The sequence below is a fragment of the Enemella dayhoffiae genome, from assembly GCF_002250625.1.
GTDB lineage: Bacteria > Actinomycetota > Actinomycetes > Propionibacteriales > Propionibacteriaceae > Enemella > Enemella dayhoffiae.
The window spans coordinates 45789-59515 of record NZ_NMVQ01000023.1; the positions used below are offsets into that span (position 1 = coordinate 45789).

Here is a 13727-nt window from a genome sequence, read left to right on the forward strand (position 1 = left end):
TGGTGCGTCCCGCGAAAGCGCCGCCGGCTGCGGCAGACTGAGCGGGTGAACCGAGGCGTACGAGTGCTGCAGTGGCGCGACGGGCGGCGTACGCCCGCGGCGCAAGAACTGACCACGGTCGAGGAGCTGATCGTCGACCCGGACTCGTTGGTCTGGGTCGACCTGGTCGACCCGGACGCGAGCGAGTTGGCCCTGCTCGCCCGTGAGGTCGGGCTCGATCCGCACTCCGTCGAGGACGCCATCGCGCCGGCCGAACGGCCCAAGGCGATGCGGCACGCCAGCCACACCTTCCTGGCCGTGTACGCCGCCTGGCTCGGCCAGGACGCGGGGGAGGAGCTGCACGACTCCCGACTGGTCACCTCGCGGATCAACTGCTTCGTGCTGCCGTTCGGGCTCATCACCGTCCGGGCCGACGACCACTTTGAAATGGACCAGGTGGTGGAACGCTGGGAGACCGAGGCGGCGCTGATGCGACTCGGCGTCGGGGCGTTGGCCCACGGACTGCTCGACGTGATCGTGGACGGCCATTTCGACACCATCCAGCAGCTCGACGACGCCGCCGAGGCGACCGAGGACGAACTGTTCGAGCACCGCATCTCACGCACCGTGATCCAGCAGCAGGTGTACCGGCTGCGCAAGGAGCTGGTGGCGCTGCGCCGGGTGGTCCTGCCGATGCGGGAGGTGGTGAACACGCTGATCCACTACCGATCCGACCTGCAGGTGGCCGATCACGGTCTGGACGGCTACTACCAGGACCTCTATGACCACGTGATGCGGGCGGCCGAGTGGACCGAGTCGCTGCGCGACGTCGTTGGGTCGATCTTCGAGACCAACCTGTCGCTGCAGGACGCCCAGCTCAACCAGGTGATGAAGAAGCTGGCCGGCTGGGCCGCGGTGATCGCCGTGCCCACCGCGATCACCGGCTGGTTCGGGCAGAACGTGCCGTTCTGGGGCAACGGGGAACCGCTCGGACTGATCCTCAGCGTGGCGCTGATTCTGCTGATCACGGCGACGGTGTTCCTCCTGCTGCGGCGGCGCGACTGGATCTGACCCTTCGACAGGCTCAGGGGTCGACAGGCTCAGAGCGTGATCTGCGAACCCATCACGACGGTTCGCTCCGGCGGCAGGCAGAACACCGAGGACCGGCTCGCGGCGTTGCGGGTCAGGGCCATGTAGAGCTGCTTGCGCCACCGCGACAGGCCCGGGTTGTCACCCCGGCGTACCTCGGCGGTGGAGAGCAGGTAGGTGACCTCGGCCTGTTCGAAGTCGAGTTCGGGCGTACGCCCCCGGGCCAGCTCCAGCGCTGCCGGGATGTTGGCGGTGTCGTTGAAGCCGATGTGGTAGGCGAGGTAGACGATGCCGTCGTCGGTGTACCCGAGATCGTTGATCTGGACCCGGTCCACGTGCCGGATGTGGGGCACGTTCTCGTAAACGACGCTGACGATCACCACCCGACCGTGCAGCACCCGGTTGAACCCGACGTTGAATCGCAGCGCCAGCGGGACGGTCGCCCGGTCCGGGTGGGGGACCACCGCCACCCCGGGAATCCGCACCAGTCCGGAGTCGCGGACCTCCTCCACGAAGTCGTCCAACGGCCCCTCGAGTTCCGCACGACGCTGGGCGACCAGCTGATAACCACGGTGCCAGGTCGACATCACCGTGATCACCGCCGCCGCGATCAGCAACGGGATCCAGCCACCCGAGGGCAGCTTCATCAGGTTCGCGGCGAAGAACACCGCCTCCATGCCGCCGATGAACACCGCGACCAGCCCCAGCTGCCACCACCGCCAGTGCCACACGTGATGGGCGAGGAACAGGAACAGCAGCATCGTCAAGAGCAGTGTGCCGGTCACCGCCAGGCCGTACGCGGTGGCCAACCGTGCCGAGGACTGGAAGACCGCGATCAGCACCAGCACCCCGCCGAACAGGATCCAGTTCACCACGGGCACATAGATCTGACCGCCCTCGTGCTTCGAGGTGTGCCGGATCGTCAACCGTGGCAGCAGGTAGAGCCGCGTCGCCTGGCGCGACACCGAGAAGGCCCCGGAGATGACCGCCTGGGATGCGATCACGGTGGCCACCGTGGCCAGCACCACCAGCGGCAGCTGGGCCCAGGCCGGTGCCATCCGGAAGAACGGGTTGTCCGAGGTCTCCGGCGAGTGCAGGATCATCGCACCTTGGCCGAGGTAGTTGAGCACCAGCGCTGGAAGCACCACCGCGAACCACGCCAGGCGGATCGGCCGGGCGCCGAAGTGGCCCATGTCGGCGTACAGGGCCTCCGCACCGGTGATCGTCAGCACCACCGCGCCCATCGCGATGAAGGCAACCCAGGGGCGTTCCAGCATGAACAGCCAGGCGTGGTGCGGCAGCAGCGCGCCCACGATCTCGGGGTGCTCGACGATGTGCGGTATGCCGAGGGCCGCCAGACAGACGAACCAGACCAGCATCACCGGCCCGAAGGCGCGCCCCACCTTTTCGGTGCCCCAGCGCTGGATCGCGAAGAGCGCGGTCAGGATGACCACCGACACAGGAAGCACCCACTCTTCGAGCTGCGGCTGGGACACCGTCAGCCCCTCCACCGCTGACATAACCGAGATCGCCGGGGTGATCAGGCTGTCGCCATAGAACAGGGCGGCCCCGAGAATCCCCAGCATGAGTGCCGACACGGCCAACCGCGGATGACCACGGAGCCGCTGCCGCAGCAGGTGCACCAGGGCCAGAATGCCGCCCTCGCCGTCGTTGTCGGCGCGCAGCACCAGCGCCACGTACTTGACCGTCACCACGAGCACGATGGCCCAGAACACCTGCGAGATCACCCCGTAGACGTCGAGGGGATTCGGGGCCACGGTGTTGTGCTCGATGCTGAACACGGTCTGCAGGGAGTACAACGGGCTGGTGCCGATGTCGCCGAAGACCACTCCCAGTGCGGTCAACCCGACCAGCGGCACGGGCCCGTGCGGTCGGCCGTTCTCCTCGGCGGGCGCCCCGGGTGTGCTGGGCGCTGCGGCCCTGTTCTGGCTCACCCGGCCAGTATGGCCCCTTGTCGATGGTCGGTGTGATCCATGGACCGACTGCGGCGGTGGCGGAAAATACTAGGGCGTCCTAGTATCTGCTCCATCGAAGCTCAAGGAGATGTGATGACCAGTTTCGAACTGTCCGAGGAGCACCAGGACCTGCGTGCCGTGGTCGCCGACTTCGCCCGCAAGGAGGTGGCACCGCACTGCGCCGAGTGGGACCGCGAACACCGCTTCCCGGTGGACACCGTGCGCGCCATGGGGGAGCTGGGACTGTTCGGGCTGCACTCGCCGGAGGAGTTCGGTGGCTCGGGCGACTTCACCAGCCTGTGCGTGGCGATCGAAGAGCTCGGCGTCGTGGACCAGTCGATCGGGATCACCCTGGAGGCGGGGGTCGGACTGGGCATCAACCCGATCCTCAACTTCGGCACCCAGGAACAAAAAGAACGCTGGCTGCCCGACCTGGTCGCCGGGCGTACCCTCGCCGGCTTCGGGCTCACCGAACCGGAGGCCGGCTCGGACGCCGGCGCCACCCGCACCCGGGCCGAGCTCGCCGACGGTGAGTGGACCGTCAACGGTGCCAAGCAGTTCATCACCAACTCCGGCACCGACCTCACCGCCCTGGTCACCGTCACCGCCCGCACCGGCACCAAGGACGACGGACGCCCCGAGCTGTCGGCGATCATGGTGCCGAACGGCACCCCCGGCTTCACCGTCGAACCGGCGTACCACAAGCTCGGTTGGCATGCCTCGGACACCCACCCGCTGGCGTTCGAGGACTGCCGGGTCCCGGAGGAGAACCTGCTGGGCGCGCGCGGCAAGGGGTACGCGCAATTCCTGTCCACGTTGGACGACGGCCGGGTCGCCATCTCGGCCCTGTCGCTCGGGTGCATCCGCGCCTGCCGCGACCTGTGCGTCGAGTACGCGCAGCAGCGCACCTCCTTCGGCGGCCCGATCGGGCGCAAGCAGGCGGTCGCCTTCCAGATCGCCGACCTCGACCTGATGGCGCACACCGCGCACCTGCTCACCTATTCGGCGGCAGCGCTCAAGGACGCCCTGCCCGCTCAGCCGTCGAAGAAGCAGCTCGCCGAGTTCAAGCGGGCCGCCGCGATCGCCAAGCTCTACACCTCCGAGAACGCGGTTGCCGCGACCCGGATCGCGACCCAGGTGTTCGGCGGCTACGGTTTCATCGAGGAATACCCGGTGGCCCGTTTCTATCGCGACGCAAAGATTCTGGAGATCGGCGAGGGCACCTCCGAGGTGCAGCGGATGCTGATCGCCCGCGGACTCGGCCTGCCGGTCGAGTGAGCGCCGACGGCGTGGGACGGCGGGAGAGCACGAGCGAGGGAGGACCGATGGTCGACGGGGTGAGCAGTGCGGCCGACATCCAGGCCGCCCGGGATGCCAGCGGTTCCCTGGCGGACAGGGCGCGGGCCAAGCTCGACTCGCAGAACAAGCTGTTCGTCCGCGACCGGATCTCGCTGCTGTTCGACGAGGAGACCTTCATCGAGGACGGACAGCTCGCCAACGCCCTGGCCGGAAACCTGCCCGCCGACGGGGTGGTCACCGGCCGCGGACTGGTCGAGGGGCGCCCCGCACTGGTGGTGGCCAACGACCCGTCGGTCAAGGCCGGATCCTGGGGTGCGCGCACCGTGGAGAAGATCGTCCGGGTCACCGAGACCGCGCTGCGCGACGAGCTGCCGATCTTCTGGTTCATCGACTCCGCCGGGGCCCGGATCACCGACCAGGTTGAGCTTTTTCCGGGACGCCGCGGCGCCGGCCGAATCTTCAAGAACCAGGTGCTGCTGTCGGGCAAGGTGCCGCAGATCTGCTGCCTGTTCGGCCCCTCGGCCGCGGGCGGGGCGTACATCCCCGCGTTCACCGACCTGGTGATCATGGTCGAGCAGAACGCGTCGATGTATCTCGGTTCGCCGCGGATGGCGGAGATGGTGGTGGGGGAGAAGGTCAGCCTGGAGGAGATGGGCGGCGCGCGGATGCACGCCACCGTCTCCGGGTGCGGCGACCAACTCGCCCACGACGACGCGGACGCGATCGAACAGGCCAAGCACTGGTTCTCCTATCTGCCGCTGAACTGGCGCGACCAGCCGCCGGTGCAGGAGTCGGCGCCGGCCGCGCGGAAGTTCACCGACGACCTGGTCCCCTCCTCGGAATCGGTAGGCTATGACATCCACACCGTGATCGAGGCGATCTGTGACGAGGACTCGTTCTTTGAGACCAAGCCGCTGTTCGCCCCTGAGCTGGTCACCGGAATCGGCCTGCTGGAAGGAAAACCGGTCGGAGTCGTGGCCAACCAGCCGGCGGTGAAGGGGGGCGTACTCTTCGTCGACTCCGCCGACAAGGCCGCCCGCTTCATCTGGTTGTGCGACGCGTTCAACCTCCCGCTGCTCTATCTGGCCGACGTGCCCGGGTTCATGATCGGCTCGGCGGTGGAGAAGCAGGGCATCATCCGGCACGGGGCGAAGATGATCACCGCGATGTCCGAGGCGACCGTGCCGTCCATCTCGCTGATCGTCCGCAAGGCCTACGGGGCCGGCTTGTACGCCATGTGCGGACCCGGTTTCGGGCCGGACGCCTGTCTCGCCCTGCCCACCGCCAAGATCGCCGTGATGGGGCCAGAGGCGGCGATCAACGCCGTGTACGCCAACAAGATCGCCGCGATCGAGGATCCGGCCGAGCGCGAGGCCTACGTGGCGAAGCTGCGGGAGGAATATGAGGTCGACATCGACATCCTGCGGTTGGCCAGCGACCTGGTGATCGACGGGATCATCAACCCCGGTGAGGTGCGCGGGGAACTGATCGCGCGATTCGCCGCCGCCGCCGGGAAGGACCGACACCTGGTTGCCCGTCGGCACGGCATTCCTCCGGTCTGATCGAGCCCGTTGCGGCTAGGCTGGACGCGTGACCACCCCCTTGTTCCGGCGACTCGGCCGAGCCCTTCCCGTATCGGTGCTGGCATTCGGGCTGTTGTCCGGATGCTCCCTGATCAACGGTGGCAGCGGCCAGTTCGAGGTCGAGGGCGAGACCTACCAGGCCAGCTCGATCAAGTGCGAACGCAAGGAGGGTGGGATCCTGATCACCATGGACTCCGGCCCGGCACAGACACAGGTTGGAGTGACCGAGGATCAGCAGCCCAAGGTGGTGGGTGTGGTGATGGGTGCCAAGGGTCAACCGACGATGATGATGCGGGCTCAGGACAACACCGGTCGGGCGGTGGTGAGCCGCAGCGCGAACACGTTCCTGGTCAGCGGCACTCTGGTCCGGGTGGCTGAGGGCAAACCCGCGGGTGGTACCGAGGAGTTCAAGATCACCGTGAGCTGCAACAAGATCGAGTGAGGTCGCTCCCCTCGACACGCAGAGGATTGCCATCCTCTGCTACTCGGGGATCGTGGGGTTCAACGTCAGGTGAAGAGGGCCTGGCCGACGAACTCGCGGTCGGCGACACCGGGCGGGATCGCCCAGAGCCCTGAGCCGGTGTGCAGCAGGTATTCGCTGAGCAGGTCATTGCGGGCCAGGTTGGTCTGCAGCGGGATGAAGTGGGTGGCCGGATCCGTCACGTAGGCGAGGAAGAACAGACCCGCGTCGAGCCGGCCGAGTGCGGTGGACCCGTCCACGAAGTTGTAGCCGCGACGGAGCATCCGGCGCCCGGAGTTGCTGCTGTGGTGGGAAAGGCGGACGTGTGAGTTGACGTCGATCAGCGGCTTCTGGCCGCGTCCGGCCAGTGTGAAGTCGGGTCCGGTGAACTCCTGACCACCGGACATCGGTGCCCCCTCGGCCTTGCTCCGCCCGATGATGGTCTCCTGTTCCCGCAGCGGAGCGCGGTCCCAGGTCTCGATGTGCATGCTGATCCGCCGGGCCACCAGGAAGGAGCCACCGGCCAGCCAGTCGGCGGCGGTCTCCCGGCCGCGGGGTACCCAGACGTGTTCCTCGACCGACTTCGGGTCCTCCGCCTTGAGGTTGGCGGTGCCGTCCTTGAACCCGAACAGGTTGCGTGGGGTGGCCTGGTCGGTCGAGGTCGACGAGGTACGTCCGAACCCGAGCTGCGACCAGCGTACCGCCACCGTGCCGAAACCGATCCGCGCGAGGTTGCGAATCGCGTGCACCGCCACCTGCGGGTCGTCTCCGCAGGCCTGCACACACAGGTCACCGTCGCTGCGCGCCGGGTCCAGCCGGTCTCCGGGGAAGTGCGGCAATCGCTGCAGGGACTGAGGTTTTCGCGCCGCCAACCCGAACCGGTCGCGCCCCTGGGCGTCGGTGAACAGTGTCGGGCCGAAGCCGAAGGTGATGGTCAACCCCGAGGGCGGCAGCCCCATCGCCTCGCCGGTGTCGTCGGGGGGTGAGTCATAGGACTGTCCACCGGCACCGGCGGCCTCACCGCGGGTCATCCGCTCCGCGGCCTCGGTCCAGCGTTGCAGCAGCCGGATCAGCTTGTCCCGGGAGTCGGTGGTGACGTCAAAGGCGGCGAAGTGCAGCCGATCCTGTGCCGGGGTGGTGATTCCGGCCTGATGTGGACCGCGGAACGGATAGCGCCGCTCGGCCGGCGCCGCTCCCGCGGCGGCATCGGCCGCGTCCGGGGCCGCTGCGGCGTACCCACCGGCGAAGGCCGCACCGGCTGCGGCCAGGCCGAGTCCGCCGGCCCCGAGCAGGCCACGGCGCGAGATGTCCGCCATCGTAGGGATCCTCTGGCTCAGATCACCGCGGCGGTGAGCTTGGACAACGGTTCGGACAGCCCGTTCACGGCGTCGGAGAGTTCCCGCACCTCAGCCTCGGAGAGCTTGTCGTAGGTCTTGAACCCGTCGCCGACCTTGTGTTTGTCGAGCAGCTTCTGCAGCTCGGCGAAGTCGGTGGTCAGCTGGCCGTCCAGCTGAGCATCCTTCTTCTTCAACAGCGGTTGCAGTCCCTGCCACGCCACCCGGGCGCCGTCGACGTTGGCCTGGAAGTCCCACAGGTCGGTGCGCGACCAGTACTCCTCCTCGCCGGTCACCTTTCCGGTGGCGACCTCGTCGAGCAGGCCCTTGGCGCCGTTGGCGATCATGTCGGCGGTGAAGGTGAGTGAGCGGGTCCGTTCGTACAGCTCCTTGGTGTCGGCCACCAGTTGGTCGGCGTACTTTGCCCGATCGGTCTGGTTCAGCGGCTGGTAGTTCTGTGCCCGCTGGGGCCACAGGTCCTTCTCCATCAGGTGCCAGCCGCTCCATTCCTCGCCCTGCTTCAGATCCGCCTCGCGGGCGTCCATCTTCGGGTCCAGGTCGCCGAACGACTCGGCGACGGTCTCGATCCGCTCCCAGTGCACCCGAGCCTGCGGATAGAGCCGGCGCGCGGCGTCGTCCTGACCGCCCTTGTAGGCCGCGGCGAACGCCTCGGTCTTGCTGAGCAGCTGCTCGGTCTGGTCCTTGACGTAGAGCTGATACTGCTGATTGGCCTGCTCGACCATCGCCTTGTCGTCCTCGCTGACCGGCGCCTGCTCCGCGGAGGGATGGACGGTGAACGCGCTGCGGATGCCGTCGCCGACCATGCCGGGTTTGCAGGCGGTGAAGAACTTTCCGGCCGGTGCCGAGAGCACCAGGTCGCGGGTCAGGCCGGGGCCGATGTTCTCCACCTCACCGAGGATCCGCAGGCCGTCCTCACCCAACAGATAGAATTCGGTCACCTTGGCGCCGGAGTTGCGCACCGAGAAGGTGAGCTTGCCGGCGGGGGCCTCGGCGGCCGACACCTGACAGGACGTGTCGGTGGCGTTCACCGACAGGTGGCGCGGATCGCCAGCGGCGCCGGCCCGGTTGGTGTTGTCGGTGCAGCCGGCCAGGCCGCCGAGCAGCAGGGCGCCGATTCCGGCGGCGGCGAGGGTGCGGGTCAGACGGATCATCGAAGATCTCCAGCGGGTACGGGTTCACGGATGGCAGGGGTGGTCGTGCGACGGCGCATGGTGCGCCAGAAGAGCAGGGAGGTGGGCAGGGCGTACGCCCACCAGGCGATCAGCTCGAGCCAGGTGGTGGCCGGTGAGAAGTTGAAGATCCCCTTGAGCAGGGTGCCGTGCACCGACGTCGGCGGCACCAGGTGGGAGACGTCGAAGGCCAGATTGTGCAAGCCGGGCAGGAAACGCGCCTCCTGCAGGTCGTGCACCCCGTAGGCGAGAACCCCGGCTGCGACCAGGATCAGGAACGCGCCGGTGACGGTGAAGAACCTGGTCAGGTTGATCTTCAGTGCGCCCTTGTAGAGGGCCCAACCGAGTGCCACCGCCACCAGCAGACCGAGCAGGGCGCCGATCAGCGGGGTGAGGCTCGAACCCCCCGACCCGGACGCCGCCTGGGTGGCCGCCCACAGGAACAGTGCGGTCTCCAGCCCCTCGCGGCCGACGGCGAGCATGGCGACGACCACGAGCGATGCCCGGCCGCCCTCGGCCGCGGCGTCCACCCGGCTGCGCAGCTCTCCGGACAGGTTCTTCGCGGCTCTGGCCATCCAGAAGATCATCCAGGTGACGAATCCGACGGCGGCGATGGACAGCCCGCCGCCGATCAGTTCCTGGGCCTCGAAGGTCAACCCCTTCGGGCCGAAGGTGAGCAGTGCCCCGAACGCGAGCGAGACCAGCACCGCTGCGCCGACGCCAGCCCAGATCCGGGGGAGCAGGTGACGGCGGTCGGACTTCACCAGATAGGCGACCAGGATGCTGACCACCAGGGCCGCCTCGAGGCCCTCACGCAGGCCGATCAGAAAGTTCGCCAGCATCACACCTCCCGGATTAGGCAAGCCTTACCTGAGAAGAGGTCTATCACGGTGGTCCCGCCTTGGCAATGCACTTCACGAGAGTGATGGGCAGGTCACACTGGAGTTCCGGTCGCTCCCCTCGACACCTCGGTCACTGCTCCGCTTCGCTGCATGCCCGACCGCTCGGGGAACGTGGTGTCAGCGGGGGAGCTGTTCGAAGGCCCGGTCCAGTTGGCGGTCGGAGGGGAGTTTCAGCTCGCCGAGGGCCCGGGTCTCCAGCCGGTCGCCGGCACTGCGGCGTACCCGTTTCCAGGTGCCGACCGCCTTGCCCCGATGGATGACGGTGGGCTTGAACACGCCGTTGCGGCCCGGGACGACCAGCTGTTCGTGGTCGCGGTCCAGCGTGCAGGAGCGGTCGGCGTAGCCGAGGATCAGCTCGTCGAATCCCGGCAGCAGCAGGGGAGCGCCGGCCGCGCGACGGTGATCGGCGAGCAGGTCCGGAAGCTCCTCGGCAAACCAGTGCTCGACGCCGTCGATCTCCTGACGGGTGAGCCCGGTCGCCCCGGCGATACCGAGGCGTACGTCGGTCATCGTCAGCCCGGTCCAGCGCGCGAAGTCAGCCCGCGTCGCCGGGCCGTGGGAGCCGAAGTACAGCTCGGCCCAGCGGGCCAGCGCCTGCTCGCGTTCCGGTCGCTCGAGCTCGGGCACCCAGTCCTCCAGCACCACGAAACGCTGCTCGGTGCGCCCGTCGGCGGTCATCGGCCCCTGCGTCAGAATCCCCCGATAACTCAACTGGGACAGCAGATGATAGCCACGCCCCGACACCTCGGTGAACCCTTCGGGCTCCCAGCGGGCGAGCAGCTCGGCCCGGGTCTGCGGACCGTCCGCGCGGATCGCGGCGACCGCGATCTCACCCGCCGCAGACGACATCTGCTCGGTCAGCCCGAGTTCCGCGCGCCGCCGCGCGGCGTGGGCGTCCATCCGCGGCGCGGTCAGCCCGCACATCCACGCGGCGTCCCGGGCCGGGACCAGGTGCAGGGTGCCGCGCATCGGCCACGTGCGCACCACCTTCGCCTCGTCGAGGGCACGGCGTACGCCGGCCAGGCTGCGTTCCGCGGTGCGCAGGGCCACCGAGGTTAGCGCTCCGGGAAGGTCCTGTCCCTGGACGCAGCCCAGGTGCGCGACCACGGTCGCTGGGTCGGCCAGCGGCGGCCCGGCCAGCCGCTGGGCGACGATCCGCGCCAGTGACAGGTCCGCGGGGTGCAGCGTCACGTCACCACCGGGCGTACCAAGATGCTCTCGACCATCGCCTCGTCGGTGGCATCGACCGCCAGCCGGACCGCCGCGGCCACCGACTCCGGCGTCAGATAGATCTCGCCGCGATAGTCGTCGTTGCCGCGCCGGGCCTGGATCTCCCGCTGCATGTCGGTGTCCACCCGCCCGGGGTGGATCGAGGACACCCGCACCCGGCCACGCTCCTCCTCGCGCAGCGCGTCGGTGAGCGCGCGCAGCGCGAACTTCGAGGCGGCGTACGGGCCGGTGCCCGGCCGGGCGGTGTAGCCGGCACCGGAGTTGATGCTGATCAGCTGGCCGCCGGCGGTGCGCAGGGCCGGCAGCAGCAGCCGGGTCAGGTCGGCCACGGCGACCACGTTCACCGCCAGCACCCGGGTCCACTCGTCGTGGTCGACCTCGGCGATCGGGCCGTGGACCGAGATCCCGGCCGAGTGGACGAGCACGTCCAGGCTGGGGATGTCCGCGGCGAGCTCGGCGATGCGGGCCGGGTCGGTCAGGTCGGCGGTGAAGGGGGCGGCCGAGGGCAGCTCGGCGACCAGCGCGTCCACCGCTTCCGCGTGGGTGCCGCCGACCAGCACGTGGTGGTCGCGGCCCAGGTCGAACGCGATCGCGCGACCGATGCCGCGGCTGGCGCCGGTGATCAGGGCGATGGGGCGTGCGGTCATGAGGCCTCCCTGCGTTGGGTCAAAACTGAATCAGAAGAAGATGCCGAGCACCAGGCAGACCATCCAGAGCAGACCGGACACCTGCAGGGCGCGGTGTTTCAGCACCACGTCCTCGGGCTCGCCGGCGTCGCCCCTGTCCACCTCGAGGGCATACTGCAGCAGGCCGATGGTCAGCGGGATGATCGAGATGACCAGCCAGGGCAGCCCGAACAGGCCCTTCGCCGGAGCCGGCTGGCCCGGGTCGAGCTGGCCGCCGATCGACCACAGGCAGTAGGACATCAGCGTGATCGCCGCGGACAGGTGCCAGGCGAAGCGCAGATAGGTGATCGTGTACGCCTTCAGCGACTTCCGCGTGCCGGCGTCGGCGCCGAGGGCGTGCATCTCGGAGTAGCGCTTGCCGGCCACCATGAACAGCGACCCGAACGCCGCGACCAGCAGGAACCACGCCGACAGCTGGATGTGGGTGGCGACACCGCCGGCGATCATCCGCAGCAGGAAGCCCGAGGCGACCATGGCCAGGTCGAGGATCGGCTGGTTCTTCAGGAACTGGGTGTACGCCAGCTGGAGGACGAAGTAGATGACCAGCACCACGCCGAGCATCTTCGCGGTGAAGAAGCCGATGGTGAGCGCCGCGGCACAGGTGATCGCCGCCAGCACGTAGGCCGCGGGGACGCTGAGCTCACCCGCGGCGATCGGCCGGAACCGCTTCGTCGGGTGCAGCCGGTCCTCGGCCACGTCGGTGGCGTCGTTGATCAGATAGATGGTGGCGCTGATCAGCGAGAAGGAGATGAACGCCAGCGCGACGTGCCAGAGCACGTCCAGCTCGAAGATCCGACCCGCGGTCAGCGGCGCGGCCAGCACGAGCACGTTCTTGACCCACTGCCGCGGACGCATGGCGCGGATCGCCGCCGGCAGATAGGTCTTGGGACGCTCGACGACGTCGGCCTGGTCGGCCGTGGAGTGAGGCTCAGTAGTCATGTCGTGCACGAGGCTATCGTGACTGGCGTGCGGGACGTGTATTTGAGGGTGGCGTTGCCGGCGGCGGCGCTGCTGCTGGCCGGTTGTGCCGCGGGCCAGGGCGTACGCCCCCAGCCGCCGGCTCCGACGTCGGTCAGCGTTCCCGCCGGCGGGGTGAGCCTGGCCCAGCTCGGCTTCCAGAACGGACCCGCGGCCGCCGTCACGCTGCCCAGGGGCGCGCGGATCGATCAGCGGGTGGACCAGCCCAACGTGCTCACCGCCACCTTCACCAGCCCGGCACCGGCCGAACTGGCCGGCTGGCTGCGCGGCCACCTCGGGGAGGGGGGCTTCCGGATCACCGCCGACAAGGGTGACTCGCTGGTGTTCGTCGGCTCGGGCTGGTCCGGGGCGTTCACCGCCACCGACGGTCTCTCCGCCCTCACCCTGCGCAAGGACCCGTGAGGGCTCAGACCCGGGAGGCTCAGCGCGCCCAGAGCGCGTGCCAGGCGACGCCGAGCTCCTCGCACAGGTCGCGCAGCAGCGGCAGGCTGATCCCGACCACGTTGTGCGGGTCACCGCTGATGCTGCGCACGTACGCCCCGCCGAGCCCGTCCAGGGTGAACGAGCCGGCCACCTGCAACGGCTCGCCGGTGGCCACATAGGCCTCGATCTCGGCGTCGTCCAGGTCGGCGAAGTGCACCTCGGTGGAGCCGGTACGCCCGGCCGCGAGCCGCCGATTCCCCTCGTGGCGGATCAACCGGTGCCCGGTGTGCAGCACCCCGGTCCGGCCCCGCATCGCCCGCCACCGCTCGACCGCAGCTTGGGGCGTACCGGGTTTGCCATGGGCGGCGCCATCCAGCTCGAGCACCGAGTCGCAGCCGACCAGCAGCCAGTCCCCGTCGCCGAGCTGATCGGCCACGGCCTCGGCCTTGGCGGTGGCCAGCAGCTGGGCGAGCTCGGCGGGGGAGGCGGCGTCGATCGCCTCCTCGTCGACCCCGGAGACGACGACCTCGGGGTCGAGGCCGGCGTTGCGCAGGGTCTGCAGCCGGGCGGGTGAGGCGGAGGCGAGGACGAACCGCAC

Annotated in this window: 13 protein-coding genes; 5 read left to right on the forward strand and 8 right to left on the reverse strand. The window is 69.0% G+C overall.

All coding sequences use genetic code 11. The features are described from left to right. The first annotated feature begins 45 nt into the window (after positions 1-45). Positions 46-1050 (forward strand): magnesium transporter CorA family protein, encoded by a 1005-nt coding sequence (locus CGZ93_RS11145; protein WP_229117378.1) that lies wholly within the window; start codon positions 46-48, stop codon positions 1048-1050. Positions 1051-1079: 29 nt separating this feature from the next. Here the strand turns inward: CGZ93_RS11145 and CGZ93_RS11150 are convergent, their stop codons facing one another. Next, positions 1080-2948 (reverse strand): potassium transporter Kup, encoded by a 1869-nt coding sequence (locus CGZ93_RS11150; RefSeq protein ID WP_094364211.1) that lies wholly within the window; start codon positions 2946-2948, stop codon positions 1080-1082. Between the two features lie 189 nt (positions 2949-3137). On the opposite strand from CGZ93_RS11150, the gene CGZ93_RS11155 reads away from it, so the two are divergent. The 3 genes from CGZ93_RS11155 to CGZ93_RS11165 are packed head-to-tail and all read left to right on the forward strand — an operon-like array spanning position 3138 to position 6368. Continuing rightward, complete coding sequence (locus tag CGZ93_RS11155) at positions 3138-4322, forward strand: acyl-CoA dehydrogenase family protein (protein WP_094364212.1); 1185 nt, start codon at positions 3138-3140, stop codon at positions 4320-4322. A 47-nt stretch (positions 4323-4369) separates the two neighbouring features. Then, positions 4370-5905, forward strand: coding sequence for an acyl-CoA carboxylase subunit beta (locus CGZ93_RS11160; RefSeq protein WP_094364213.1), 1536 nt, complete (start codon positions 4370-4372; stop codon positions 5903-5905). A 28-nt stretch (positions 5906-5933) separates the two neighbouring features. Further along, on the forward strand, positions 5934-6368 hold the full coding sequence (locus CGZ93_RS11165; RefSeq protein WP_094364214.1) for a lipoprotein LpqH: 435 nt from the start codon (positions 5934-5936) through the stop codon (positions 6366-6368). A gap of 65 nt (positions 6369-6433) precedes the next feature. Here CGZ93_RS11165 and efeB read toward each other — a convergent pair whose 3' ends face one another. The 6 genes from efeB to CGZ93_RS11195 all read right to left on the reverse strand — a co-directional run bounded on the left by efeB (position 6434) and on the right by CGZ93_RS11195 (position 12667). Next, positions 6434-7702 (reverse strand): iron uptake transporter deferrochelatase/peroxidase subunit, encoded by a 1269-nt coding sequence (gene efeB / locus CGZ93_RS11170; protein ID WP_094364215.1) that lies wholly within the window; start codon positions 7700-7702, stop codon positions 6434-6436. 17 nt (positions 7703-7719) lie between these two features. After that, positions 7720-8892, reverse strand: a complete 1173-nt coding sequence (gene efeO / locus CGZ93_RS11175) for an iron uptake system protein EfeO (protein ID WP_094364216.1) — start codon at positions 8890-8892, stop codon at positions 7720-7722. Beyond that, positions 8889-9752, reverse strand: coding sequence for an iron uptake transporter permease EfeU (efeU, locus tag CGZ93_RS11180; protein WP_094364217.1), 864 nt, complete (start codon positions 9750-9752; stop codon positions 8889-8891). The genes efeO and efeU overlap by 4 nt, the downstream gene beginning before the upstream one ends. Positions 9753-9929: 177 nt before the next feature. Continuing rightward, on the reverse strand, positions 9930-11003 hold the full coding sequence (locus tag CGZ93_RS11185) for a winged helix DNA-binding domain-containing protein (RefSeq protein ID WP_094364218.1): 1074 nt from the start codon (positions 11001-11003) through the stop codon (positions 9930-9932). Continuing rightward, a complete protein-coding gene (locus CGZ93_RS11190; RefSeq protein ID WP_094364219.1) occupies positions 11000-11689 on the reverse strand; it encodes an SDR family oxidoreductase in 690 nt (229 codons plus the stop codon). The genes CGZ93_RS11185 and CGZ93_RS11190 overlap by 4 nt, the downstream gene beginning before the upstream one ends. 30 nt (positions 11690-11719) lie before the next feature. Beyond that, the gene (locus tag CGZ93_RS11195) at positions 11720-12667 is read right to left on the reverse strand and encodes a decaprenyl-phosphate phosphoribosyltransferase (protein WP_094364482.1); all 948 of its coding nucleotides are present in this window, start codon (positions 12665-12667) and stop codon (positions 11720-11722) included. Positions 12668-12694: 27 nt separating this feature from the next. Between CGZ93_RS11195 and CGZ93_RS11200 the strand changes: the two genes are divergently transcribed. Continuing rightward, positions 12695-13108 carry a hypothetical protein gene (locus CGZ93_RS11200; protein ID WP_094364220.1) on the forward strand — a complete coding sequence of 138 codons (414 nt, stop codon included), beginning with the start codon at positions 12695-12697 and terminating at the stop codon, positions 13106-13108. A 19-nt stretch (positions 13109-13127) separates the two neighbouring features. Here the strand turns inward: CGZ93_RS11200 and CGZ93_RS11205 are convergent, their stop codons facing one another. After that, positions 13128-13727, reverse strand: a complete 600-nt coding sequence (locus tag CGZ93_RS11205; RefSeq protein WP_094364221.1) for a Maf family protein — start codon at positions 13725-13727, stop codon at positions 13128-13130.